Here is a 24459-nt window from a genome sequence, read left to right as displayed (position 1 = left end):
TTGGGCGTGCTCGTGCAAACAGGGCTTGGGCTCAGCTTCAAGCGTCTGAGGTGGGCTCGCTCAGGTCCAGCGCGATGGTGACCGGGCCTGCGGACAAATTGTCCTCGTCCTCATCCTCAGCTTGCATGGCTTCCTCGGCCTGATCGGCGTGACTGGCATCGGTCTGCTGGGCATCCAAATGCGCGAGCACGGTGCCGCGCACGTCCAGCGCCATCAGGTCCACATCGGCCAGTTTCACGCGCACCCGGGCCCCTCTGGGCAAGCTCTGCGCGCCCATCACGCTGAACGTCAAGGGCAAGGTCTCGGCCCGCACCAACCAAATGCCGCCGCCCATCTCTTTGACCAAGCTGGCGTCCAACTCCTGCAGGCCTTGCTGTTGCACGTGGCGCAGCGTCCAATAGCGCTCCATGCTCGCCTGCACGCTGTTGTAGGCGCTGTAGGCCGCATCAAAGCCGCTGATGATGGAGAACAACTCGGCGTCTTTGGGCTTGAAGGGTGCTGCCAATGCGGCCGTGGCACCTTGCTGGGCGCAGGCGATGATTTGCCACTGGTTGACCAGGTCGGTGTAACGGCGCAGCGGCGAGGTGCTCCACGCATAGCTGGGCACGCCAATGCCCGCGTGCGGCAGCGCTTTGGTGCCCATGCGCACTTTGACGCCGGGTGCCAGGCTGGCCTGGCTGCGGTAAATGCCGGGCACGCCCAATTGCGCCATCCACTGGCCCCAGGTGCTGTTGGCCAAAATCATGGCCTCGGCCACCATCAAGTCAAGCGGCGCGCCGCGCTTGCGCGTGCCGATCAAGACCGTCTCGTCCCCCGTCGGTGGTGTGTCGTTGCTGTCGCGCTCGAGCTTGAAGCTGTAGTCCGGGCGGTTGAAGTTCTCGGGCTTGCCGCGCACCACTTCGCGTCGCGCTTTCAGGGTCTGGGCCAGACGCCAGAAAAACCCCAAGGTGTCGCGGCTCACGGGCACATCGGCGTGGTCGCTGGGGTCTTCGCCCTCCAGCCACTCGCGGGTGATGCGCTCGTCCAGCTGGTCGTGTCGCAGGTTGGCCAAAATGTGTACCCGCTCAATGCGGGTCTGCGAGCTTTGCACCTCCAGCGTGTCTTCGCTGAAGGTCACGTAAAGCGACACGGCCGGGCAGTCCCGCCCCTCCATCAAGGTGTAGGCCTGCACCACGCTGTCGGGCAGCATGGTGATTTTGTAGCCTGGCATGTAGACGGTGGACAGGCGGGCGCGGCCCAGCTGGTCGATGGCGCTGCCGGGTGCCACGGCCAAGCCGGGCGCGGCGATGTGGATGCCCACCGTGACACTGCCCGTACCCAGGCCTTGCAGAGACAAGGCATCGTCGATCTCGGTGGTGTGCGAGTCGTCAATTGAAAACGCTTGCACCGGGGCCAGCGGCAAGTCGTCGGCGATGGCGGGCGCTTGCAAAACTGGAAAGCCCGTGCCCTTGGGAAACAGATCAAACAAAAACCGTTGCCAATGGAAATCCCAAGGCGAGTCAATGGCCCCGGCGAATTGCAACAAATCCAAAGGGGCGGTCTGGCTGCCTTTGCTGGCCTCGACCACGGCCTTGTATTCGGGTGTGTTTTTGTCGGGCCGGAACAAAATTTTGTAAAGCTGCTCGCGAACTGGGGCTGGGCAGCTGCCGGCCATCAGCTCGGCCGACCAGGCTTCAATTTGGGCCTGAACCTGCTTTTTCTTCTCGATGGCCAGCAAGGCCTGCTGCACGATCTCGGGCGGCACTTTGCGAAAACGCCCTTTGCTGCTGCCTTTGCGGAAGTAATGCGGGGCATCGTGCAAACGCAGCAAAGCCGCCACTTGCTCGGTGGTGCTGGCGCTGGTGCTGAAGTAGTCTTGGGCCAGGTCGCCAAAGCCGAACTCTTCGTCCGAGGCGCATTCATAGGCCAGCTCCAGCTCGATGGTCTGGCTCAAAGCGGCGGCAGCGCTGAGCAAGGCGGCCGGGGCCGGTTTGTCGAACTTCAGCAGCATCTGGGCTGATTTGACCTTGACCCGTTTGCCCGAATCGAGTTCGACCTGCGCCGAGGCCTCGGCTTCAGACAGGATGCGGCCGGCCATGAATTTGCCGGCATCTTCAAATAATACGTACATGCAGCGCATTTTCCCATGCCACCCGGGCATTCGGCCCGGTGCGCCTCAAGCCAGCTGCAGAAATTGAAAGATTTGGGGCAAATGCGCGTCAAAATCGCTCAGGGCATGGTCGCTTCCCTCGATCAGGCACACCTGCCCAGCTTGGTGGCGGGCCAGCATTTCGCGCCAATCCAGCACCTCGTCGCCCTTGGCGATCAAGCTCAGTGTGAGCGGGCAAGTTGGTAAGGGCTGACTTTCCAGCACTTGGAGCTCTTGCACATAGCCTGGCTCAAAAAAGATGCTTTGCGCCGGGTCTTGCCAAACCGGGTGCTCACCGATGTAACGCGCCAAATCGCGCGAAGGGTGCACGGCCGGGTTGATCAACACCGCAGGAACACCCAGCTGCGCCGACAGCCAAGCGGCATAAAAGCCACCGAGCGATGAACCCATGACCGCCATCTGCTCGCGCGGCCAGGCGGCTGTGCCCTGCAGCAACAGCGCCATCGCTTGCGCGGGAGAAGCGGGCAACTGCGGGCACCACCAGCGCACACCGGGGTGCAAGGCCTGCACCCGCTGGGCCATGGTTTGGGCCTTGGCCGACTGTGGCGAAGACCTGAAGCCGTGCAGGTAGAGCAAATGGGTGGTGAGCACGGGGCCTTAAATTTCGATTTTGGAGCCCAGCTCGACCACCGCATTGGTCGGCAGGTTCAAAAACGCGGCCGCGCCGCTGGCGTTGTGGTGCATCTGGGCAAAGAGCTTTTCGCGCCAAGGGGCCATGCCACCGCCAATGGTGGGGATCACGATGTCACGCGAGAGGAAATAGCTGGTCGTCATCGGGTCCAACTTGTAGCCCTCGCCCTGGATTTTGGTCAGCGCGCTCGGCAAATCCGGGTTGTCCTTGAAGCCATAGTTGACGATGACTTGCCAGCAGTCATGCCCCAGCGGTGTCACATCTAAGCGCTGCTGGGCGTCGATGCGCGGCACCTCGTGGCTGCGCACCGTGACAAACAGGTTGCGTTCGTGCAAAACCTTGTTGTGCTTCAGGTTGTGCAGCAAAGCGTTGGGCACCGAACCCGCCTCAGCCGTGAGGAACACGGCCGTGCCACCCACCCGTGTGGGCGGCGAAATGAACACTGCCTCCAGAAAATCCGTCAGGCGCAAGGTGTCCGAACGCAAAGAGTCGTTGAGCAAACGTCGCCCGTCGTGCCAGGTCAGCATCAGGGTGAACACGGCCGCGCCAATGAGCAGAGGGAACCAGCCACCGTCGAACAGCTTGAACATGTTGGACGCCCAAAACGCCAAGTCGACCACAAAGAAGAAGCCTGTTGCACCGATGCACAGCGCCAGCGGCAGCTTCCAGGAATAGCGGATCACAAAGAAAGTCAGCACCGTGGTGATCAGCATGTCAGTGCACACGGCAATGCCGTAAGCCGCAGCCAGGTTGCTCGACGACTTGAACATGATCACGGCCAGCACGATGGCCACAAACAGACCCCAATTCACAAAAGGCATGTAAATCTGGCCGGTATCGGTCTCGCTGGTGTGCAGCACCTGCAGGCGCGGCAGATAACCCAGCTGGATCACCTGTTTGGTCACACTGAAAGCGCCGGAAATCAGGGCTTGCGAGGCGATGACCGTGGCCATGGTGGCCAGGCCCACCAAGGGCAGCAAGGCCCAGTCGGGGGCCATCATGAAAAACGGATTTTTCACGGCCTCGGGCTCGGCCAAGAGCAAAGCGCCTTGGCCAAAATAATTCAAGGTCAGGCAAGGCATGACCACGCTGAACCAGGCCAGTCGGATCGGTTTTTTACCGAAGTGGCCCAAATCGGCGTACAGCGCTTCGCCACCCGTGACGCACAAGACCACCGCCCCAAAATGATGAAGGTGGTCCCGGGGTTGGCCCACATGAAGCCCAAGGCGTAGTGGGGGCTGATGGCCAGCAAAATCTCCGGGTGGTGCACGATGTGCGACACACCCAGCACCGCGATGGTGGCAAACCAAATCAAGGTGATGGGCCCAAAGAATTTGCCAATGCCCGCCGTGCCGCGCTTTTGCACCCAAAACAGCCCAAAGAGGATCACCAGCGTGAGGGGAATGACATATTTTTTGAACGTGGGAGAAATGACCTCCAAGCCTTCTACTGCAGACAGCACCGAAATGGCGGGGGTGATGACCCCGTCGCCGTAAAACAAGCAGGTGCCAAAGATGCCCACGATCAGCAACACCTTGCGCAGCTGGGGTTTGTCTTTGACCGATTGCGAGGCCAGCGCCAGCATGGCCACCAGACCGCCCTCGCCGTGGTTGTCGGCCCGCAGCACCAGCACCACATACTTGACCGACACGATGGTGGTCAGGGTCCAGAAAAAGATGGAGAGGATGCCGTACACGTTGTCGTGTGTGAAGGGCACATGGCCGGAGCCAAAGACCTCTTTCATGGCGTACAGCACGCTGGTGCCGATGTCGCCGTAAACCACGCCTATGGCGCCCAAGGTCAGGGCGGCGAGTGAGGATTTTGTTGAGGACACAAAAAAAGCAGCCTGACAAAAGTCAGGCCAGGTGGCTGAGATGCAGCCCATTTTGCGCTCACCCTTGCCGATCTGTCATGGCCCCATTGCAAATATGTTGCAGTGCAGCAACTTTTGACGACTTCAAAAAAAACAAGGCCTGAAATCACCTCAATCGTAGATTTCAGGCCGCCCAAACGCCAAAAACACCCTCTTCAGTCGTACACCTCGGCCTCGGGGTCGGTGGCTTCGAGTTCGTAACTGGCCGCCAGCATGGCCAAACGGCCGATCACGCCATACATGTAAAAGCGGTTGGGCACGCTGGCTCCGGGTTTGACGCCCGGCTGGGGCAGGTGCGGCGCGTCTGCAAAAGCCAGGGGCACAAAGCTGGCACCGGGGGCGTTCAGGTTTTCATCGACCCCGCGCTCGGCGTGCACGCGGTAAAAACCGCCCACCACATAGCGGTCCATCATGTAGACCACGGGTTCGGCCACCGCGTCGTTGATGCGCTCGTTGGTCAACACGCCTTCTTGAATGATCACGTCGTTCACCGTCTGGCCGTCTTTGATGACGTTCATCTTGTTGCGGGTCTTGCGGTTCAGCGCGTCCAGATCGCTCACATCGCGCACCGTCATGATGCCCATGCCATAGGTGCCGTTGTCGGCTTTGACCACCACAAACGGCTTTTCGTTGATGCCGTACTCTTTGTATTTCCGCTTGGTTTTGGTGAGCAGCGCATCCACATTGCTGCGCAGGCAATCCATGCCCGTGCCTTCGGCAAAGTTCACATCGCCACATTGGCTGAACATGGGGTTGATCAGCCAAGGGTCGATGCCCAGCAACTTGCCAAAGCGTTTGGCGACTTCTTCATAGCACTCAAAGTGCTTGGTCTTGCGCCGCACGCTCCAGCCCGTGTGCAAAGGCGGCAGCAGGAATTGCTCATGCAGCTCTTCCAAGATGCCCGGGGCACCCGCCGACAAGTCGTTGTTCAGCAAAATGGTGCAAGGGTCAAAGTCTTTCAGGCCCAATCGGTGCTGGCTGCGCACCACGGGCTCCAAAGTCACGCTTTCGCCATTGGGCAACTCAATCGTGGTGCTTTCCTTGATCTCAGGGTTGATCGAGCCCAAACGCACATTCAGGCCCGCCATGTGGAAGATGCGCTGCAACTGCACCACATTGCTCAGGTAAAAGGTGTTGCGTGTGTGGTTTTCGGGAATGATCAGCAGGTTTTTGGCCTCTGGGCAGATCTTTTCGATGGCCGCTTGTGCCGCCTGCACCGCCAGCGGCAGCATCTCGGGCGTCAGATTGTTCCAACCCCCAGGGTAAAGATTGGTGTCCACCGGGGCCAATTTGAAGCCCGCGTTGCGGATGTCGACCGAGGTGTAAATGGGGGGCGTGTGCTCCATCCACTCCAAACGAAACCAGCGCTCGATGGCGGGCATGGAGTCCAGGATGCGCTGCTCCAACTCATTGATGGGGCCGGTCAAAGCGGTGACGAGGTGGGGGACCATGGGCGACCTTTACGAGGCAAAAATAAGGGCAAAAACAATTGATTCATTTGGGGGCAGATGGCGCGATTGCAAGCCAGCAGCCTTAACAGGCCATGCACTTGGGGCATCAGCGCAGACCGGCATCGGGCATCAGCCACGGACCTCGCCATCACCCAGCACCACGTATTTGAGTGAGGTGAGGCCTTCGATGCCCACCGGGCCTCGGGCGTGGAATTTATCGGTGCTGATGCCGATCTCGGCCCCCAATCCAAACTCAAAACCATCGGCAAAGCGGGTGCTGGTGTTGACGATGACGCTGGCCGAGTCCACCTCGCGCAAAAAGCGCTGCGCGTGCATGTGGTCGCGGGTCAGGATGGCGTCGGTGTGGTGGCTGCTGTAGTGGTTGATGTGCGCAATCGCCTCGTCTAAACCCTCGACCACTTTCACGCTGATGATGGGCGCGAGGTATTCCTCGTACCAATCTTGCTCGGCCGCGTCTTTCAGCTGGGCCCCCGTGACTTGGCTCAAAATCGTTTTGGCCTTGGGGCAGCAGCGCATCTCCACGCCCTTGGCGGCATACACGGCCCCGATTTTGGGCAAAAACTCCGCCGCCACAGCGCGTGCCACCAACAGGCCCTCGATGGCGTTGCACGGGCTGTACTTTTGGGTTTTGGCGTTGTCGGCCACTTTCACGGCCATGTCGATGTCGCAAGGCGCGTCCACGTAGGTGTGGCAATTGCCGTCCAAGTGCTTGATGACCGGCACTTTGGCCTCGGCACTGATGCGCTCGATCAGGCCTTTGCCGCCCCTCGGAATGACCACATCCACATATTGGGGCATGGTGATGAGGTGGCCCACCGCCGCGCGGTCAGTGGTTTGCACCAGTTGCACCGCGTCCACGGGCAAGCCGCTCTCGCGCAAAGCTTGTTGGACGAGTTGGGCCAGGGCCTTGTTGGAGTGGATGGCCTCGGAGCCGCCGCGCAAGATGCAGGCGTTGCCGCTCTTGATGGACAGGCTGGCCGCCTCAATGGTGACGTTGGGGCGGCTTTCGAAAATCATGCCAAACACGCCAATGGGCACGCGCATCTGGCCCACGCGGATGCCGCTGGGCACTTGCTTCATGCCGATGATTTCACCGATCAGGTCGGGCATGGCGGCCAACTGCTCACAGCCTTGGGCACAGGTCTCCAGCACTTGGGGGCTGAGTTTGAGGCGGTCCACCATGGGCTCGGCCAAGCCTGCGGCGCGGGCACGGTCCAGATCTTGGGCGTTGCTCGCTTGCAGGGCTTGCGTGTTGGCGCGCAGCAAAGCAGCCAGATGACGCAAGGCCGCGTTTTTGGTGGCCGTCGATGCCCGGGCCATCAGTGCCGAAGCTTGCTTGGCTTGTTTGCCCAGTGCTTGGACGTGTTCAGCGGTGTTCAATTCAGTCATTCGGATATTTTCGCAGATGCCGTAGCCCTGCTCGACGCTGTGGAAAAGCATGAAAAGACCACTTGTCAGCGGCTGAACCGCTGAATCGACAACACCCACGACATTCAGCGCACAGCACAAAAGCGAGACAAACGGACCGCTAGGCGATGCAAGGCCTGCCAAGCATCGTGGGGCCAATCGGGCACCTTCAGGCCTTTGACGATGCCATCGACTTGATGCGCCGCTTGCAACAAACCATTCAAGCGAGCCTCGCTCATGCGCGGCAGCACGCGCTCAAACAAGCGTTCACGCGGGCCCCACACCCGCTGCTCGCGCAGCGCCATGGGCATGGGTTTGCCGTTGGCGATGGCGTCTTTCACCCGCTTCAAGGCGCGGATGTCCTCGGCCAAGGTGTAGTGCACCAGCACGGCCGCCTCGCCCTCGGCTTGCAGGCCGTCGAGCATGCGCTGGACGCGTGCCACTTGACCCGACAACACCGCCTCGGACAGCTTGAACACGTCGTAACGGGCCACATTGACCACGGCCGACTCGATTTGGGCCTGACTGAGCTCACCCGGCGGGTGCAGCAGGCCGAGTTTTTGAATCTCTTGATGGGCGGCCAACAAGTTGCCCTCCACCCGGTCGGCAAAAAATTGCAAGCTGCGCTGACCCTCCTCGCCTGCGGCCACGTTTTGGCCCTGCAGCTGCAGGCGCTGGGCGATCCACTGCGGCAAGGCACTGCGCTCCACCACATCGATCTGAAGCGAGACGCCCGCATTTTCCAGTGCCTCAAACCATGCCCCTTTGCGGGTGGCTGCATCCAATTTGGGCAACAACAGCAAGCTCAGCGTGCTGTCATTGCCCTGCGCTGAGGCGGCCAATTGCTGCAAAGCGGTGCTGCCCTCTTTACCTGGTTTGCCCGAGGGAATGCGCACTTCGACGATTTGCTTGTCCGCAAACAGGCTGAGCGAGCCGCCTGCGGCCAGCACCTCGCTCCAGTCGAAATGGGCCCCAGACACGGTGTGCACACTGCGCTCGGTAAACCCTTGGGCGCGGGCGGCAGTGCGCACGGCGTCGGCTGCCTCTTGTTGCATCAAAGGCTCATCGCCGTGCATCACATACAGGCTGCGCAGGCCTTTTTGCAAGTGGGCCGAGAGCTGGGACAGGGCCAGTTGCATGGCGGCTCTCAGGGCTTGGGCGCAGGCCCAGCCAAGGGCTTGACCGCTGCCAAGCGCCGCATCATTTGTTGCACGATGTCGGTCTGCATGTCACGGTACAGCATGGCCTGTTCGATTTCTTTGGACAAGGCCGCGGTTTCAGTGAAACTCAAATCGCGTTGTTGCGCCAACTCCACCGGCTCGATCAAAGTCAAGCCTTGCGGTGTGCGCAATCGAAACTTGACGCGCAAACGCAATTGCAACTCACGCACCTGCCCCGAGGCATTGACGCCCACCACCACCTGTTGGCGGCTTTCGCTCAACAGGTCCAAAATGGCATCGGCTTGGGCCATTTGCGGCGGTTCGCTCAAGAGCGTGATGCGCCCAGTGCCCAACAAGTTGCGGCGCAACTCCACGCCCAAAGGCGAGGTGCTCGAAAAGTTGGCATACAAAGATTTGAAGGCGTAATCGCCCGCGCCGCGCAGCTGAAAACCACAAGCCGACAAGCCCGTGGCCGCCGCCAGAGCCAGCAAGCCCTGCAAATGGTGACGGCGAGCCTTGAGAAAAGCCTGCATGCGCTCAAACCACCACGTTCACCAAACGGCCAGGCACCACGATGAGCTTCTTGGGCGCGGCACCTGCGGCCTGCTTGACGAAGGCTTCATGGGCCAAAGCAGCCGCTTCGATCTGCGCCTTGTCTGCCGTGGCACTGACCCAGATGGCACCGCGCAGCTTGCCGTTGATTTGCAGCATCAATTCAATCTGCTCGCGCGCCAAGGCCGACTCGTCCACGGTGGGCCACGGCGCGTCGAGCAATTCACCTACAGCCTTGGTCAAACCCAGTTGCTGCCAGACCTCGTCGGTGATGTGCGGGCAGGCGGGGTAGAGCATGCGCAGCAAAATCGACACCCCTTCGCACAGCACGGCGGTATCGCCTGGGCTGCCATCGGGTTTGAAGTCTTCCAGCGCGTTCAGCAACTTCATGCAACCCGACACCACGGTGTTGTATTGCATGCGCTCATAGTCGTACCCCACTTGCTTGAGCACCAAGTGCATCTCGCGGCGCAAGGCCTTGGCCGCGTCGCCCAAAGCGGCTTGGCTCAGGTCTTGGCCCGTGGCCGAGCGCAGCAGTTCGTGGTGCTTGAAGGCGAAGTTCCAGACCCGGCGCAAGAAGCGGTAGCTGCCTTCCACGGCCGAGTCGTTCCACTCCAAGGTCACCTCGGGCGGCGCGGTGAACATGGTGTACAACCGTGCCGTGTCCGCGCCGTATTTTTCGATCAGGTCTTGCGGGTCGACGCCGTTGCGTTCGGACTTGCCCATCTTGCCAACACCACCGTACTCAAGCTGGGTGCCGTCGGACAGCGTGCCACCCTTGATGCGACCTTGCGCATCATTTGAAGGCGTGACCTCCAGCGGCGGAAAGTAGTCTTTGCCACCCTTCTCGTTCCGTCGGAAATAGATGTGGTTCAACACCATGCCCTGTGTCAACAACTTGGTGAAGGGCTCATCCACTTTGAGCAAACCCATGTCACGCATGACCTTGGTCCAGAAGCGCGCATACAGCAGGTGCATAACAGCGTGCTCAACACCACCAATGTACTGGTCCATCGGCATCCAGTAATCGGCACCATCGGCAACCATCGCTTGGTCATTCTTAGGATCGCAATACCGCATGAAGTACCAAGACGAATCCACAAAGGTGTCCATGGTGTCGGTCTCACGCCGCGCGGCTTGGCCGCACACCGGGCACGTCACGCCGGCGTGAAAAGCTTCGTGCTTGTTTAGCGGATTGCCCGAGCCGTCGGGGATGCAATCTTGCGGCAGCACCACGGGCAGGTCTTTTTCAGGCACCGGCACCGCGCCATGCTCAGGGCAATGGACGATGGGGATGGGCGTGCCCCAGTAGCGCTGGCGGCTGATGCCCCAATCGCGCAAACGCCAAGTGGTTTTCTTCTCACCCAGGCCTTTGGCGGCCAGCAGCTCGGCCACTTTGTGGGCGGCGGCCTTCTGGCTCAGGCCATCGAGTTCGCCCGAATTGACGCAGCTGCAGCTTTGCTTGTCACCGTACCAGTCTTGCCAAGTCTTGTCGTCAAAGGCCTGGTCCTTGACGGACACGACCTGCCGAATCGGCAAGGCGTACTTCAAAGCAAACGCAAAGTCACGCTCGTCGTGCGCAGGCACACCCATGACCGCGCCATCGCCGTAGCTCATGAGCACGTAGTTACCAACCCAGACCTCGACCTGTGCTCCGGTGAGCGGGTGCGTGACGAACAGACCCGTGGCCATGCCCTTCTTTTCTTGGGTGGCCAGCTCGGCCTCGGTCGTGCCGCCGCTCTTGCACTCTTCCAAAAACGCCGCCAAAGCAGGATGAGAAGAAGCCGCATGCAGCGCCAGTGGGTGTTCAACCGCCACCGCGCAAAACGTGACGCCCATGATGGTGTCGGCGCGGGTGGTGAAGACGTACATCTTGCCCTCACCGATCAAAGCCCCGTCCGCGCCTGTGATGCTGTGCGGGAAAGCGAAACGCACGCCTTCGCTCTTGCCGATCCAGTTTTCCTGCATCAGCCGCACTTTGTCGGGCCAGCCCTTGAGCGTGGCCTTGGGGTTGCCGATCTGCACATGGTCGAGCAGCTCTTGCGCATACTGGGTGATGTTCAGGTAATAGCCCGGGATCTCGCGTTTTTCCACCAGCGCGCCCGTGCGCCAACCCTTGCCGTCTATCACTTGCTCATTGGCCAGCACGGTCTGGTCCACCGGGTCCCAGTTCACGACCTGGGTCTTGCGGTAGGCAATGCCTTTTTCCAGCATCTTCAAGAACAGCCACTGGTTCCACTTGTAGTACCCGGGGTCGCACGCGGCTATTTCACGTGACCAGTCGATGGCCAGGCCCATGGCCTGCAGTTGCCCCTTCATGTAAGCGATGTTTTCGTACGTCCATTTGGCCGGGGGCACGCCGTTTTTGAGGGCGGCGTTTTCGGCCGGCAGGCCAAAAGCGTCCCAGCCCATGGGCATCAAGACGTTGAAACCCTTCATGCGCAGGCTGCGCGTGAGCATGTCGTTGATGGTGTAGTTGCGCACATGGCCCATGTGCAGCTTGCCGCTGGGGTAAGGCAGCATGGAGCAGGCGTAAAACTTCTTTTTGCTGGCGTCTTCGGTGACGCGGTAGGCATCGCGGGCCGTCCAGCGGGACTGTGCGGCGGGTTCGACTTCGAGGTGGTTGTACTTGTCTTGCATAAGGTCAAATTGTAGGGGCTGGGTGGGTCCTGGCCCGGCACAGACGCTGCAATGCCTCAGCCGCGCGAGCAGAGGGCCGCTTCAGGGCGAAACCACCTCGGCCACAAAACCGATCCGGCTCAAACCCGCTTTTTGCGCCAAACCCATGGCCTCGACCACCCGGCCGTAAGGCACCGCTGCATCGGCGCGCAACTCCAACTCGGTCAGGGGATTGCTGCGGGCCGCCTGGGACAGTTGCTCGCGCAAGGCGATTTCGGTCACAGCTTGGTCGTTCAAAAACCACCGGCCTTGGGCATCGACGACCAAGACAATGGCTTGGGGCGAGCCCCCCGCTTGGGCCGCTGCGCTTTGGGGCAGGTCAAGCCGAATGGCGCTGGTCATCAAAGGGGCTGTCAAAATAAAAATGACCAGCAGCACCAGCATCACATCGACCAAGGGCGTGACATTGATGTCACTCATGGGCGCATCGCTTGGGCGGCTGGAGAGGCGACCAAAAGCCATGTCGGTCAAGCCCGGGGGTCGGCCGCCAAGGCGCGCAGATCGTGGGCAAAGCCCTCAAGCTCGGCCTCGATATGGCCAATGCGCCGCCCCAGCAGGTTGTAGCCCAGCACGGCCGGAATCGCCACCGCCAGACCGGCAGCGGTCATGACCAATGCCTCGCCGACAGGGCCTGCGATTTGCTCGATGCGAATAGGGCCACCATCGGCCATGCCGCTGAGCGCATTGAAAATGCCCCAGACCGTGCCCAACAAACCGATAAAGGGGGAGGTCGAGCCAGCCGTGGCCAGCAGCACCTGGCCCCATTGCAAACGCCGCAGAACCAACTGCATGGCCTCGCGCAGCACACGGGTGAGTTGCTGGTGGCGCTCACCGGCTGCGGCCAAGGTCCCACCCAAAGGCAGCAAGGTGGCGTCCAACAAGGGCAGCACGCAGGCTTCACGGTCAAACTGCGCCACACGCAGACGGGCATCGTCAAAGCTGGCGGCTTGCCAAAAAGCGGCCACGCTGCGCGGCACATCGTGCGCCACACGCGTGAGCAAGCGCCATTTCCATACGATGACCACCCAGCTGCCCACCGACAAGGCCAGCAGCATCAAAGCCAACACGCGGTTGACCCCATCGCTGTGCAGCCAAAAATCGTTCAAACCCATGGCTGGCATTGGTTTGGCCTTAGCGCAGATTCAAGACATCGAACATGTCAAACAAGCCATTTTTTTGCGCTGCCAAAAACCGCACAGCCCGCAAGCTGCCCTGCGCGTAGGTGGCGCGACTGGAGGATTTGTGGGTCACCTCAATGCGCTCTCCAATGCCTGCAAACAACACGGTGTGGTCGCCCACAATGTCGCCTCCGCGAATGGTCGAAAAACCGATGCTCGACGCCTCGCGCTCGCCTGTGTGGCCATAACGTTCGTAAACGGCGCATTGCTTCAAATCACGGCCCATGGCCTGGGCCATGACTTCACCCATTTTGAGCGCCGTGCCCGAAGGCGCATCCACTTTGTGGCGGTGGTGGGCCTCAATGATTTCAATGTCGTAGCCGGTCGACAAAGCCTGCGCTGCCATTTGCAGCAACTTGAGGGTGACGTTCACGCCCACGCTCATATTGGGCGCCATCACGATGGCGATGTCTTGGGCGATGTCACGGATCTCGGATTTTTGGGCATCGGTGAAACCAGTGGTGCCAATCACCGCCTGTACGCCCAGCTCACGGCAAACTTTGAGGTGGGCCAAGCTGCCCTCGGGCCGGGTGAAATCAATCAGGCATGAGGCCCCCTGCAAGCCCACATGCAAGCTGTCTGTGACCGTCGTGCCTGTGACACGGCCCGAAAAGGCGCCCGCATCCAGACCCAGCGCGGCGCTGCCCGTCATGTCCAAAGCACCCGCCAGATGGCAGTCGTCCGCAGCCCAAATGGCCTCAATCAAGGTGTGCCCCATGCGCCCTGAGGCGCCCGCAACTGCAATGGGTTTCAGCTTTTGTGGGGTCATAAATGGGAGACTAAAAAGAAATCATCAAAGGGGCATCACGCCCAAAAATGGGCCTTGCGTTTGGCCAACTCAGCGAACCGGTGGCTCAAGAGGTGGGTATTGGCCGGGCAGAGGTGCGACCGGCGCTGGGCTTGGCGTTGGTTTGGCGGCGGGCGCAAATTGACGCAAGTCTTCTTCGCTGGCTTGCAAAAGGGGCACTTTACCGCGTGCCTGAGGTCTGACCAAGCGGTTTGCAAAATCGGCCTCACTGGGCAACACATCGCTGACAACCCGGTCCAGCACATCGCCTTTGAAGTGAACAGTGAGGCTCAAATTTTGCGGCTCAACCCCTTGGCGCTGGATGCTGAAAGCGTAGTCCCAGCGGTCAGCGTGGAACAAACTGGCAATCAAGGGCGTGCCCAAAATCTCCCGCACTTGGGCCCGGGGCATGCCCGGGCTCAGCGCTTGGCGCTGCTCGTTGGAGACAAAATTGCCCTGCACCACCTCCGGCACAAAAGGTTTGAAGGCGTCTCGACTTAAGCCCCCAGTAAAACTGCTGCAACCGACCAAGCTCAAAGCGAGCAAGAGCGTCGCCAAGCGAGGGCCAGAAAAAAGAAAAGTCATGCGAGCTGTCATGTTTGAGGGCATACCGATATGATCGATTCATTGTAGCGGTTGGTGTGTCACCACCTGGCTGCGTCGACCGAAACCACTGTCACCATGAGCCAAATCGACGAACTTAAAAACAACGGGCTGAAAGCCACCTTGCCGCGCCTGAAAATCCTGGAGGTTTTCCAAAGTGGCGTGATGCGCCACATGACGGCTGAGGATGTGTTTCGCCACTTGATCAAGGAGCATGCCGACATCGGGCTGGCCACCGTTTACCGCGTGTTGACCCAGTTTGAACAAGCGGGCATCCTGAGCCGCAACCACTTTGAAAGTGGCAAAGCGGTCTACGAACTGAACGAGGGCCAACACCATGACCACATGGTGTGCCTTGACTGTGGCCGGGTCGAGGAGTTTTACGATGCCGAAATCGAGTCCCGGCAGCAGGCTGTGGCCCAAGCCAAGGGCTTTGTCATTGCAGACCATGCCCTGAGTCTTTACGCCCATTGCACGCAAAATCCCTGCCCGCACCGCACCGCCACCACCCGCTGAGGGCGCATACCCTGCTCAGCCCATGGCGCGTCGCTGGCGATCAATGAACTCTTGGTAGGTGTCTATGCCCCGCATTTGCAAAATGGTGTTGCGCACAGCCGCCTCCACCAAGACCGCGATGTTGCGACCGGCCATGACCTGGATCACCACTTTTTGTATCGGTATGCCCAGCACATCTTGCGTCAAAGGCTCTGAAGGCAAGCGCTCGTAGTCTCGCTCCAAGGTCTCTTTGCGCACCAAATGGACGATCAATTTGAGCCGCATTTTGCGGCGCACGGCTGTTTCACCAAAAATGGCGCGAATATCAAGCAAGCCGATGCCGCGCACCTCCAGCAAGTTTTGCAGCAAATCGGGGCAACGCGCCTCAACGGTGGTCTGGTTGATGCGGTACAAATCCACCGCATCGTCGGCCACCAAGCCGTTGCCGCGAGAGATCAACTCCAGGCCCAATTCGCTTTTGCCCAGACCAGACTCACCGGTGATCAGCACACCCATGCCCAAGATGTCCATGAACACGCCATGCATGGTGGTGCGGTCAGCAAAGTGTTTAGACAGGTACGCCCGCAACACATCGATCACGAAGGCAGAGGACTGCTGGGTCAGGAACATCGGTATTTGAGCCCGTTCGCACATGGCCAACAAAGCCTCGGGCGCGCCCTGACCGTCGGCCAGCACCAAGACGGGGGGCTCAAGGGTCACGATGCGGGCGGTGCGCCGGGCGCAGTCTTCGGCAGAGGCATCGGTCAGATAGGCCACCTCACGCGGCCCCAAAATCTGCACCCGGTAGGGGTGGATGTAGTTCAGGTAACCCACCAAATCTGCGCCTGATCGGGCTTGGCGCACGGCGACTTCGTCAAAACGCCGCTCCGAAGCCCCCAGACCTGCCAACCATTGCCATTTGAGTTGGGCTCGGTGGTCCTCAAAAAGCACATCGGCGCTGATGACGGTGGGCTTCATCGCTGGCAGGCCTCGCAGGCAAGGCTCAAACGGTCTGGGCCGATTGCCACTGTGCAATCAATTGGTGCAAGCTTGTTTGGACCACACTGCTTTTGATATTTTCACGCAGCGCTGTGTCGCTGAGCAGTTCGGCAATCTCGGACAAGATCTCCAAGTGCTTTTGCGTAGCCGCCTCGGGCACCAACAAAAAGATCAACAAGTTGACCGGTTGTTCGTCGGGTGCATCAAAACCAATGGGTTGCGCCAGTTGGAACACGGCGGCCATCGGAGATTTGAGGCCCTTGATACGACCGTGAGGTATGGCCACACCGTGCCCAAGACCCGTCGAGCCAAGTCGCTCACGGGCAAACAAGCTGTCGGTGACCAGGGCACGCGACAAGCCATGGAGATTCTCAAAGAGAAGTCCGGCTTCTTCGAATGCACGTTTCTTGCTGGTGGCTTCCACCCCCACAAGAACTTGAGCAACAGGCAATATGGTTGAGAGTCGGTTCATGGTCGAGGCCGAATTATGCACCCGATCCGCACGGGTGACAGGCCATGACACAAATCAGGGGGCCAGGGCCGAAAAGCGCACCTACCCAAAGCACATGCGCAGTCAGCAAAAGGGCCGCATAACGCGGCCCTCAATCGCTCAAAACGAGCATCACATCATGCGCTTGGGCGCGCTGTGTTGGTGGTCGGTGATGCGGTCCTTGTGTTTCACAACCTGCCGATCGAGCTTATCCACCAGATCATCGACAGCAGCGTAGAGGTCTTCGTGGGCACTTTGTGCGAACAAGTCGCTGCCTTTGACGTGGATATTGCACTCTGCACGTTGGCGCTTGTCCTTTTCTTTCTGCTTTTCGACAGTCAACAAAACTTTGACGTCGACCACTTGGTCGAAATGACGGGTGATGCGATCAAGTTTGCCCGTGACGTACTGGCGCAAGGCCGGGGTCACTTCCAGATGGTGTCCGCTGATGGTCAGATTCATGCTCATCGTCTCCATAGAGTCAGGGTGAAAAAGCTTCGCTGAGGCTGGGCTTTGAAGCCACTTTACGGGTGGTTCAGCCCCACTATGCGCTGCCCCGATTCGAAAAGCAACCAGCGCCCTGCAAAACCTGAAAAGTACCGCTTAAATGCACCCAGAGCCAGCATTCGGTGCTATCGTGCGCATTGAGCCCTTGGGCCAATGCCTGAGCTCCAAGTGGCCCATCCCCCGGTTTTCGGGTCTTGCGACACGCTCGCGACCGACATCAAGCGGATCGGACCTCTGTCCCGTGCATCTGCAAGCGTCCCGCCAACCAAACGCTCAGCAAACTGGCCACCACGCCCAACAAACCCGCCAGCCAATAAAAGCTCAGATGCCCTTGGCTGTCGCGCCCAATGATCAAGCCGCCCACCAAGGCTGCCAAGCCCATAGAGGCCGACTGCACAGCCGAGTTCAGGGTCATGAATGTGCCCCTTAAGCGGGGCTGCACCGCTGATGAAATCATGGCCATGCCCGGAATCATTCTGCCGCTCATGACAGTGAACAGCAGGGTCGAAACCATCAGCAAACCCCACAATGGCAAACCTGCGGACACAGTTGTGGCCATCAAAGGCACAGCCAAGGCCAGGGCCAGCCGCTGAAACACAAAGACCTTGCCAAGCCGGTCGGTCAACCGGCCAAAGTAGCGCGCACTGAGCAAAGTGGCCAGCCCACCGCACAGGTAAATCCAAGGCACCTCGGCGCTCCGCATGCCTGCATTGGACTGTAAATAAATCGTGATGTAGGGAATGACCGTGAAACCGGCAAACATCATCAAGCCTGACACCCCAAATGCCTTGAGGTGGTTCGCCTCCGACAAGACTTGGCCGATGCCACGCCAGACACTCGTTTTGTCGGGGTGGTGCAAGTGCGCATCCAGCCGAGGCAAGCTTCGCCAAGCACCCCAAGTCAAGAGCCCGACCAAAATGGCGATGCCAAAGAACGGGGCATGCCAGTTGAGTTGCGCGGCCAAAAACAGACCCAGGGGCACGCCCGCCACGGTCGACACCGAAAAAGCGGTCATCACCACGCTCATGGCTCGCCCACGGCGCTCAAACGGCACCACATCGGCCACGATGGTTTGGGCCAGCGCGGACAACACCCCGCCAAAGAGGCCCGCGGCCACCCGAGCCACCATCAAGGAGGCGTAGTCGGGTGCCAGACCGCAGGCCAAAGTGGCCAAGCCAAAAAGGGGGTAGAGGGTCAGCAACAATTGTTTGCGGCTGAAACGGTCAATGTAAGTGGCGGCCAGCAGGCCCGACAAGCCCGCAGACAAGGTGTAGGCTGCGACCAGCAATCCGAACTGGGCGTTGCTGATGCCAAACAAAGCCGTGAACTGCGGCCCCAGAGGCATCATGATCATGAAGTCAAGAATGTGCGTGAACTGGATACCGGCCAGCGTGAGGAGCAGCCAACGCTCGCGCTGCGGGGTCAAAGGAGGGGTCATCTTGCAGTGCCAATCAATCGATTGAATTTAACACCCACGGCCTGCCCCTTTGACCTTCGTGTTCAAACAAGTCCCGTTGGGGCCTGACAAGCACCCAAGAGCGCGTCCATGGCGCAAATTGCCCCATTGCTGCAGTGCGATAATTGGCCCATTCATGCGGGTGTCATCTGGCCGTGCAAACTACCCACAGGGGTGGATTTCAAACAACTTATGCACCCTGACCACCCTCTGAGCGCTGCCACCCACTGTTTGCAGCCCACAGAAGTTCTGGCACCCGGCCATTTTTGGATTCGCCATGCTCAACATCTTTACCCTCGTGAACGGCCGACTTTTTCAAGAAGAAATCGAGTCTTTGGAGGAACTCTCTCGATTTCAGCCGATTTGGGTCGATTTGGAGTCACCCACGCTGGAGGAAAAGCGTTGGATCAAACAGTACTTCGGCCTGTTCATCCCGGAAGACGCGATGGACGAAGACATCGAGGAGTCGGCCCGCTTTTACCAAGAAGACAACGGCGAGCTGCACATCCGGTCTGACTTTTTGATTGCCCAAGAGGACCAACCCCGAACCGTGCGCTGCGCCTTCATCTTGAACCAACACAATGCCGATCTGAAAAGTCAAGGCGTGCTGTTCTCTGTCCATGATGAGGATGTGCCGGTGTTTCGCCTGCTGCGCATGCGCGCGCGCCGTGCCCCGGGCTTGATTGAAGATGCCAAAGATGTGCTGCTCAAGTTGTTTGACGCCGATGCCGAGTACTCGGCCGACACGCTGGAGGGCATTTACGACCACCTCGAAACCGCTGGTAAAAAAGTGCTTTCGGGCGATGTCACCGATGCCATGGCCGGTGAAGTGCTGGGGGCGATTGCCCGGCAAGAGGACTTGAATGGCCGCATCCGGCGCAACGCCATGGACACGCGGCGCGCTGTCAGCTTCATGATGCGCTCCAAAATGCTCAACGCTGAGCAATTTGATGAGGCCCGACAAATTTTGCGCGACATCGATTCACTCGATTCGCACACCGCATTTTTGTTTGACAAGATCAACTTTCTGATGGACGCCACCGTGGGCTTCATCAACATCAACCAAAACAAAATCATCAAAATTTTCTCGGTGGCCAGTGTGGCACTGCTGCCGCCCACACTGATTGCCAGTTTGTACGGCATGAACTTCCAGTACATGCCCGAGCTGTCGCAAAAGTGGGGTTACCCTTTTGCCCTGATCATGATGATCGCCAGCGCCGTGGTGCCCATGTGGTATTTCCGCCGCCGGGGCTGGCTCAAATAAGGCCCTGGCTCAGGCCGCAGCGCGCTGGCTCAGCCACTGCGACAAGATCGCTAGGCTGTAGCGGCTGGCCACTTCGCGGATGAAGCACTGAAAGTCCGTGTGCGCCGCATCGTCGGCGCGGTCTGACACGGTGCGCAGCGCCGCAAAAGGCACCCCATAGCCCCAGCACACTTGCGCCACTGCTGCGCCCTCCATCTCGACCGCCAGGGCATCTGGCACAAGCAAGCGCAAAGCCTGGCGTTCAGCCGAAGTGGCGATAAAACGATCGCCGCTGATGACCAGCCCTTGGTGAACTCGGGGCGCACCCAGCCGAAAATTGGCCACTGTGGCCGAGCCCAGGTGCAGCTCAAAGCGACTGAGAACCGCTTGGGCGGCCAACACCATTTGCACAGAAACAGCCGGATCGGCCACAAAACGGGCGCGACCATACAGCGGCACTTCATGGCGGGGAAACAGCGGTGAGGCATCCATGTCGTGCTGCATGAAGCCGCTGGCCACCACCACATCACCCACCTGCACCCGCTCGCCCAAGCCACCGGCCACCCCCGTGAAGACCACGGTGTCTGCAGCAAAACGCTCCAGCAACACCGTGGCCGTGGTGGCGGCGGCCACTTTGCCGATGCGTGAGAGCACCGCCACCACCGCATGGCCTTGCCAATGACCCACCCAAAAATCGCGCCCTGCCACGCTGACCCGCTGCTCGTCGGGCAGCATGGCGAGCACGGCCGACAGCTCTTCGTGCAGGGCACTCATGATGCCGATCACCGCCATGGCACGCCTTCAACCCAGCGGGATGAAGCCCGGGCCTTGCCGCCAAGCACCAAAACAGCGGCTGTGCTGTGCAGCAAACGCCCCTCTTGAGCCAGCGGGTCGGCATCAACCCGATGAACACACTCACAACGGCTGAACGCCCTGACAAGACCCACCGTCAACATGTGGACCATGCCGCTGCACACCCGCTGCGCACGGCCTTGGGCGCTTGTGACTGCGTTTGGGAGATTCACAGGCTGCCAAGACACAACAGACAGCAGCGTTTTGAGCCCGTCATACCGGCGCACGCAATGCACGCCGCAAAATTTTACCCACGGGTGTTTTGGGCAACTCAGTGCGGAACTCGATCAAACGCGGCAGTTTGTACGCCGTCAAATGCTCGCGGCAATAGGCTAAGACCTGCGCTTCGGTCAAATTCGGGTCTTTTTTGACCACCACCAATTTCACAGCTTCGCCCGTTTTTTCATCGGGTACGCCAATGGCGGCGCACTCCAACACACCCGGGCAAGCAGAGGCGACCTCTTCCACTTCGTTGGGGTAAACATTGAAGCCACTGACCAGCATCATGTCTTTTTTGCGGTCCACGATCTTGAAGTAACCCGCGGCGTCGAAGGTGCCCACGTCACCGGATTTGAAAAAGCCATCGGGCGTCATGACTTTGGCCGTTTCGTCGGGTCGTTGCCAATAACCGGCCATGACCTGGGGGCCTTTGATGGCGATCTCGCCGGGCATGCCCGGTGTGGTGACCTCGTGGCCATCGTCGTCCAGCAACTTCATCCAAGTGCTGGGCAAGGGCAGGCCGATGGTGCCAGTGAACTCGGTGCTGGTGGTCGGGTTGCAGCTGGCAGACGGACTGGTTTCTGACAAGCCATAACCCTCGCAAATGGGGCACCCGGTTTTCTCCAGCCAGAGCTTGGCCACATTCGGCGTCACGGCCGTGCCACCCCCCAAAGACACTTTCAAGTTTGCCCAGTTGACACGGCCAAAATCGGGGTGATGGGCCAGGCCATTGAACAAGGTGTTGACAGCCGGAAAACTGTGAAAAGTGTGTTGCGACAACTCTTTGAGCACCGCAGGCAGATCGCGCGGATTGGGGATCAAGATGGTTTTACCGCCCATGCGCAAGCCCAACATCATGTTCACGGTGAAAGCGAAGATGTGGTACAGCGGCAAGGCACACACATTGGTGGGCTGTTGGCCGGCAGGGATGCGTTTCATGACCGGCGCGTTCCAAGCCTCAGACTGCAGCACGTTGGCGATCACATTGCGGTGCAACAGCACGGCCCCCTTAGACACGCCGGTGGTGCCTCCGGTGTACTGCAGCACGGCGATGTCATCGGCCAACAACTCGGGTTTGCGAAAAGCCTGTTGCCGTCCCACACGCAAGGCTTGGTTGAAGCGCACCGCTTGGGGCAGCTTGAAATCGGGCACCAACTTTTTGAGCTTGCGCACAACAAAGTTGACCAAGCTGCCTTTGAGCGGCCCCAGCCGATCACCCATGGCCGCCAGCACCACATGCTGAACCGGGGTTTGCGCGATGCACTTGTCCAGCGTGGCTGCAAAGTTCTCGATGATCACAATGGCTTTGGCACCAGCGTCTTTGAGCTGGTATTCCAGTTCGCGGGCGGTGTAGAGCGGGTTGACATTGACCACCACCAAACCGGCGCGCAGCACAGCGGCCACGGCCACCGGGTACTGCGGGACATTGGGCATCATGATGGCCACCCGATCGCCCTTGCTCAAGCCCAAGGATTGCCAGTAGGCCGCCATGGCCAAACTTTCTTGATCGGTCTGGGCAAAGCTGAAGTCTCTGCCCATGAAGCTGTAAGCGGTGCGCTCTGCAAACTTGGAAAAACTGTCTTCAAGCAAACCCACCAAGGAGCTGTACAGGCTGGGATCGATCTGAGCCGGAACACCTTCTGGGTAACTCTTTAACCAAACGGGATTCAAGTTCATATCAGGTTCTCCTGCAAATCAGTCTAACTGAAACTGACAGCTGACTGACGCGAAAAACCTTGGGGTTTACGCCACAAAAAAGAGGCTGGGTCAGACCCAGCCTCGTGGTTAGTGCTGAGCTTGAATGCTTAGGATTTCAATGCCATCAACACCTCATCCAGCATCTTTTTGGCATCGCCAAACAGCATGCGGTTGTTGTCTTTGTAAAACAGCGGGTTGTCCACGCCCGCGTAGCCGCTGGCCATGGAACGCTTCATCACGATGCTGGTGCGTGCCTTCCAGACTTCGAGCACCGGCATGCCTGCGATCGGGCTGCTCGGGTCGTCTTGCGCCGCCGGGTTCACGATGTCGTTGGCCCCAATCACAATGGCCACATCGGTGTCTGGGAAGTCATCGTTGAGCTCGTCCATCTCGAACACGATGTCGTACGGTACTTTGGCCTCGGCCAAGAGCACATTCATGTGGCCCGGCATGCGCCCGGCCACGGGGTGGATGCCAAAGCGCACGTTCACACCTTTCTCACGCAGGTGCTTGGTGATCTCAAACACCGTGTGCTGGGCCTGCGCCACCGCCATGCCGTAGCCCGGCACGATGATCACGTTTTTCGCCTCGCGCAGCAGCTCGGCGGTCTCGGCGGCCAAGACCGGGTTGACCTCGCCCACCGGCTCGGCTGCACCGCCCGCCGCCTTGGGCGCAGCAGCGGTGGTGCCAAAGCCCCCCGCAATCACACTGATGAAGCTGCGGTTCATGGCATTGCACATGATGTAGGACAAAATCGCCCCACTCGAGCCCACCAAGGCACCGACCACAATCAGCAAGTCGTTGCTGAGCATGAAGCCGGTGGCTGCAGCGGCCCAGCCCGAGTAGCTGTTGAGCATGGACACCACCACCGGCATGTCGGCACCGCCAATGGCCATGACCATGTGGATGCCAAACAGCAAAGCAATCGTTGTCATGATGAACAGCGGCAGCATGCCCTCTTGCACCGTTTCGGCCAGCATGAATTCGCGGCCAAAGTAAATCACCGCGAGCAAACCCGCCAAGTTCAGCCAGTGCCGCGCAGGCAGCAGCAGCGGGCTGCCGCCCATGCGGCCAGACAACTTGCCAAACGCCGCCACCGAGCCCGAAAAAGTCACCGCACCAATGAAGATGCCCAGGTAAATCTCGCCCGCGTGGATGGCGTGGGCCGCGCCCGCCAAACTCTTGGAGGCTTCTGGGTCCACATAGGTGGCGTAACCGACCAAGACCGCGGCCATGCCGACCATGCTGTGCATGAGCGCCACCAGCTCGGGCATTTGGGTCATTTGCACCGAACGCGCAGCGTACAGACCGATGCCCCCGCCAATCGCCATCGCGCCAATGATCCACGGGATGCCGGCGGCCGTGACCTGGGGGCCCAATACCGTGGCCAGCACGGCCAGGGCCATGCCCAACATGCCGTAGAGGTTGCCGCGCCGAGCGGTTTCTTGGTTGGACAAACCGCCCAGGCTGAGGATGAAGAGGATGGTCGCGCCAATGTAGGCAACGGTGGCCATGCTTGAGGTCATAAATGTCTCTTTTCTTAATCTCTTGAGGACAGCGCTGAAGCCCTGCTCCCAAGTTCTTTGGTCACATCTGTCAGTCGGGGACAGAGCTCAAGATCTGTCCCCAAATTCTTTGGTCAGTCGGGGACAGAGCTGAAGATCTGTCCCCAAATTCATTCATTAATCGGTTGGGGACAGAGCTGAAGATCTGTCCCCAAATTCATTACTTTCTGAACATCGCCAGCATGCGCTGGGTGACGGCAAAGCCGCCAAACATGTTGATGGCCGTGAGCACCAAGGCCAGCGCGGCCAAGATGATGATCAGCGTGTTGGGGCGATCGGCGGCCGCGGCGATGGGCGAGATCTGCACCAGCGCGCCAATGGCGATGATGGAGCTGATCGCGTTGGTCACGCTCATGAGCGGCGTGTGCAGCGCGGGCTTGACGTTCCACACCACCATGTAGCCCACAAAACAGGCCAACACAAAGACCGTGAAGTGCGACAAGA

Annotated in this window: 22 protein-coding genes and 1 pseudogene; 2 read left to right on the top strand and 21 right to left on the bottom strand. The window is 59.7% G+C overall.

Features of this window, described 5'->3' with window-relative positions; all coding sequences use genetic code 11:
* Positions 1–37 precede the first annotated feature (37 nt).
* The 13 genes and pseudogenes from ACIQ39_RS06650 to ACIQ39_RS06590 all read right to left on the bottom strand — a co-directional run bounded on the left by ACIQ39_RS06650 (position 38) and on the right by ACIQ39_RS06590 (position 14473).
* Positions 38–2110 (bottom strand): ribonuclease catalytic domain-containing protein, encoded by a 2073-nt coding sequence (locus ACIQ39_RS06650; RefSeq protein WP_396433824.1) that lies wholly within the window; start codon positions 2108–2110, stop codon positions 38–40.
* 45 nt (positions 2111–2155) lie between these two features.
* Positions 2156–2740, bottom strand: coding sequence for a YqiA/YcfP family alpha/beta fold hydrolase (locus ACIQ39_RS06645; RefSeq protein WP_396433823.1), 585 nt, complete (start codon positions 2738–2740; stop codon positions 2156–2158).
* Positions 2741–2746: 6 nt separating this feature from the next.
* Positions 2747–3307, bottom strand: a complete 561-nt coding sequence (locus ACIQ39_RS06640) for a hypothetical protein (RefSeq protein ID WP_396433833.1) — start codon at positions 3305–3307, stop codon at positions 2747–2749.
* Positions 3287–4524, bottom strand: a pseudogene (locus ACIQ39_RS06635) (potassium transporter Kup); the annotation flags it as partial. The gene ACIQ39_RS06640 and the pseudogene ACIQ39_RS06635, both read right to left, overlap by 21 nt.
* Before the next feature lie 284 nt (positions 4525–4808).
* Positions 4809–6104, bottom strand: coding sequence for a glutamate--cysteine ligase (gshA, locus tag ACIQ39_RS06630; RefSeq protein ID WP_396433822.1), 1296 nt, complete (start codon positions 6102–6104; stop codon positions 4809–4811).
* Between the two features lie 129 nt (positions 6105–6233).
* Positions 6234–7514 (bottom strand): glutamate-5-semialdehyde dehydrogenase, encoded by a 1281-nt coding sequence (locus tag ACIQ39_RS06625; protein ID WP_396433832.1) that lies wholly within the window; start codon positions 7512–7514, stop codon positions 6234–6236.
* 104 nt (positions 7515–7618) lie between these two features.
* Positions 7619–8671: a DNA polymerase III subunit delta gene (gene holA / locus ACIQ39_RS06620; protein WP_396433821.1), complete on the bottom strand. Its 1053-nt coding sequence runs from the start codon at positions 8669–8671 to the stop codon at positions 7619–7621.
* Between the two features lie 8 nt (positions 8672–8679).
* Positions 8680–9225, bottom strand: coding sequence for an LPS assembly lipoprotein LptE (lptE, locus tag ACIQ39_RS06615; RefSeq protein WP_396433820.1), 546 nt, complete (start codon positions 9223–9225; stop codon positions 8680–8682).
* Positions 9226–9229: 4 nt separating this feature from the next.
* Positions 9230–11884 (bottom strand): leucine--tRNA ligase, encoded by a 2655-nt coding sequence (gene leuS / locus ACIQ39_RS06610; protein WP_396433819.1) that lies wholly within the window; start codon positions 11882–11884, stop codon positions 9230–9232.
* An 81-nt stretch (positions 11885–11965) separates the two neighbouring features.
* Positions 11966–12385 carry an ExbD/TolR family protein gene (locus ACIQ39_RS06605; RefSeq protein WP_396433818.1) on the bottom strand — a complete coding sequence of 140 codons (420 nt, stop codon included), beginning with the start codon at positions 12383–12385 and terminating at the stop codon, positions 11966–11968.
* Between the two features lie 5 nt (positions 12386–12390).
* The gene (locus ACIQ39_RS06600) at positions 12391–13035 is read right to left on the bottom strand and encodes a MotA/TolQ/ExbB proton channel family protein (RefSeq protein WP_396433817.1); all 645 of its coding nucleotides are present in this window, start codon (positions 13033–13035) and stop codon (positions 12391–12393) included.
* A gap of 19 nt (positions 13036–13054) precedes the next feature.
* The gene (gene dapB, locus ACIQ39_RS06595; RefSeq protein ID WP_396433816.1) at positions 13055–13870 is read right to left on the bottom strand and encodes a 4-hydroxy-tetrahydrodipicolinate reductase; all 816 of its coding nucleotides are present in this window, start codon (positions 13868–13870) and stop codon (positions 13055–13057) included.
* 69 nt (positions 13871–13939) lie between these two features.
* Complete coding sequence (locus ACIQ39_RS06590) at positions 13940–14473, bottom strand: outer membrane protein assembly factor BamE (RefSeq protein WP_396433815.1); 534 nt, start codon at positions 14471–14473, stop codon at positions 13940–13942.
* A gap of 96 nt (positions 14474–14569) precedes the next feature.
* Between ACIQ39_RS06590 and fur the strand changes: the two genes are divergently transcribed.
* On the top strand, positions 14570–15007 hold the full coding sequence (gene fur, locus ACIQ39_RS06585; RefSeq protein ID WP_396433814.1) for a ferric iron uptake transcriptional regulator: 438 nt from the start codon (positions 14570–14572) through the stop codon (positions 15005–15007).
* Between the two features lie 15 nt (positions 15008–15022).
* Here the strand turns inward: fur and hprK are convergent, their stop codons facing one another.
* The 4 genes from hprK to ACIQ39_RS06565 all read right to left on the bottom strand — a co-directional run bounded on the left by hprK (position 15023) and on the right by ACIQ39_RS06565 (position 18420).
* Positions 15023–15964 carry an HPr(Ser) kinase/phosphatase gene (hprK, locus tag ACIQ39_RS06580; RefSeq protein ID WP_396433813.1) on the bottom strand — a complete coding sequence of 314 codons (942 nt, stop codon included), beginning with the start codon at positions 15962–15964 and terminating at the stop codon, positions 15023–15025.
* A gap of 25 nt (positions 15965–15989) precedes the next feature.
* Positions 15990–16457 carry a PTS sugar transporter subunit IIA gene (locus tag ACIQ39_RS06575; RefSeq protein WP_396433812.1) on the bottom strand — a complete coding sequence of 156 codons (468 nt, stop codon included), beginning with the start codon at positions 16455–16457 and terminating at the stop codon, positions 15990–15992.
* 150 nt (positions 16458–16607) lie between these two features.
* The gene (gene hpf / locus ACIQ39_RS06570) at positions 16608–16937 is read right to left on the bottom strand and encodes a ribosome hibernation-promoting factor, HPF/YfiA family (protein WP_396433811.1); all 330 of its coding nucleotides are present in this window, start codon (positions 16935–16937) and stop codon (positions 16608–16610) included.
* A gap of 262 nt (positions 16938–17199) precedes the next feature.
* Positions 17200–18420 (bottom strand): MFS transporter, encoded by a 1221-nt coding sequence (locus ACIQ39_RS06565; protein WP_396433810.1) that lies wholly within the window; start codon positions 18418–18420, stop codon positions 17200–17202.
* 295 nt (positions 18421–18715) lie between these two features.
* Between ACIQ39_RS06565 and corA the strand changes: the two genes are divergently transcribed.
* Complete coding sequence (gene corA, locus ACIQ39_RS06560) at positions 18716–19702, top strand: magnesium/cobalt transporter CorA (RefSeq protein ID WP_396433809.1); 987 nt, start codon at positions 18716–18718, stop codon at positions 19700–19702.
* A 9-nt stretch (positions 19703–19711) separates the two neighbouring features.
* Here the strand turns inward: corA and ACIQ39_RS06555 are convergent, their stop codons facing one another.
* The 4 genes from ACIQ39_RS06555 to ACIQ39_RS06540 all read right to left on the bottom strand — a co-directional run.
* Entirely contained in the window at positions 19712–20473 is a 762-nt protein-coding gene (locus ACIQ39_RS06555; protein WP_396433808.1) for a 5'-methylthioadenosine/adenosylhomocysteine nucleosidase, read from the bottom strand.
* A gap of 273 nt (positions 20474–20746) precedes the next feature.
* A complete protein-coding gene (locus tag ACIQ39_RS06550) occupies positions 20747–22429 on the bottom strand; it encodes a long-chain-fatty-acid--CoA ligase (RefSeq protein ID WP_396433807.1) in 1683 nt (560 codons plus the stop codon).
* Between the two features lie 128 nt (positions 22430–22557).
* Positions 22558–23976 (bottom strand): Re/Si-specific NAD(P)(+) transhydrogenase subunit beta, encoded by a 1419-nt coding sequence (pntB, locus tag ACIQ39_RS06545; protein ID WP_396433806.1) that lies wholly within the window; start codon positions 23974–23976, stop codon positions 22558–22560.
* A gap of 199 nt (positions 23977–24175) precedes the next feature.
* Positions 24176–24459 (bottom strand): proton-translocating transhydrogenase family protein (locus ACIQ39_RS06540; protein WP_396433805.1); only part of this gene is annotated, 284 nt, incomplete at its 5' end.

The organism is Limnohabitans sp., assembly GCF_044361645.1.
Lineage (GTDB): Bacteria > Pseudomonadota > Gammaproteobacteria > Burkholderiales > Burkholderiaceae_C > Limnohabitans_A.
Note: the sequence above shows the minus strand (reverse complement) of the source record. Positions and strands in the feature narration are given on the sequence as shown.

Coding starts and splice junctions, on each gene's coding strand:
- leuS (WP_396433819.1), bottom strand. CDS start 11,884: ATGCAAGACAAGTACAACCACCTCGAAGTCGAACCCGCCGCACAGTCC.
- pntB (WP_396433806.1), bottom strand. CDS start 23,976: ATGACCTCAAGCATGGCCACCGTTGCCTACATTGGCGCGACCATCCTC.
- holA (WP_396433821.1), bottom strand. CDS start 8,671: ATGCAACTGGCCCTGTCCCAGCTCTCGGCCCACTTGCAAAAAGGCCTG.
- fur (WP_396433814.1), top strand. CDS start 14,570: ATGAGCCAAATCGACGAACTTAAAAACAACGGGCTGAAAGCCACCTTG.
- hprK (WP_396433813.1), bottom strand. CDS start 15,964: ATGAAGCCCACCGTCATCAGCGCCGATGTGCTTTTTGAGGACCACCGA.
- ACIQ39_RS06565 (WP_396433810.1), bottom strand. CDS start 18,420: ATGACCCCTCCTTTGACCCCGCAGCGCGAGCGTTGGCTGCTCCTCACG.
- ACIQ39_RS06605 (WP_396433818.1), bottom strand. CDS start 12,385: ATGGCTTTTGGTCGCCTCTCCAGCCGCCCAAGCGATGCGCCCATGAGT.
- ACIQ39_RS06550 (WP_396433807.1), bottom strand. CDS start 22,429: ATGAACTTGAATCCCGTTTGGTTAAAGAGTTACCCAGAAGGTGTTCCG.
- ACIQ39_RS06590 (WP_396433815.1), bottom strand. CDS start 14,473: ATGACTTTTCTTTTTTCTGGCCCTCGCTTGGCGACGCTCTTGCTCGCT.
- dapB (WP_396433816.1), bottom strand. CDS start 13,870: ATGACCCCACAAAAGCTGAAACCCATTGCAGTTGCGGGCGCCTCAGGG.
- ACIQ39_RS06625 (WP_396433832.1), bottom strand. CDS start 7,514: ATGACTGAATTGAACACCGCTGAACACGTCCAAGCACTGGGCAAACAA.
- hpf (WP_396433811.1), bottom strand. CDS start 16,937: ATGAATCTGACCATCAGCGGACACCATCTGGAAGTGACCCCGGCCTTG.
- ACIQ39_RS06600 (WP_396433817.1), bottom strand. CDS start 13,035: ATGGGTTTGAACGATTTTTGGCTGCACAGCGATGGGGTCAACCGCGTG.
- ACIQ39_RS06650 (WP_396433824.1), bottom strand. CDS start 2,110: ATGTACGTATTATTTGAAGATGCCGGCAAATTCATGGCCGGCCGCATC.
- ACIQ39_RS06555 (WP_396433808.1), bottom strand. CDS start 20,473: ATGGCGGTGATCGGCATCATGAGTGCCCTGCACGAAGAGCTGTCGGCC.
- lptE (WP_396433820.1), bottom strand. CDS start 9,225: ATGCAGGCTTTTCTCAAGGCTCGCCGTCACCATTTGCAGGGCTTGCTG.
- ACIQ39_RS06575 (WP_396433812.1), bottom strand. CDS start 16,457: ATGAACCGACTCTCAACCATATTGCCTGTTGCTCAAGTTCTTGTGGGG.
- ACIQ39_RS06640 (WP_396433833.1), bottom strand. CDS start 3,307: ATGCTGACCTGGCACGACGGGCGACGTTTGCTCAACGACTCTTTGCGT.
- gshA (WP_396433822.1), bottom strand. CDS start 6,104: ATGGTCCCCCACCTCGTCACCGCTTTGACCGGCCCCATCAATGAGTTG.
- corA (WP_396433809.1), top strand. CDS start 18,716: ATGCTCAACATCTTTACCCTCGTGAACGGCCGACTTTTTCAAGAAGAA.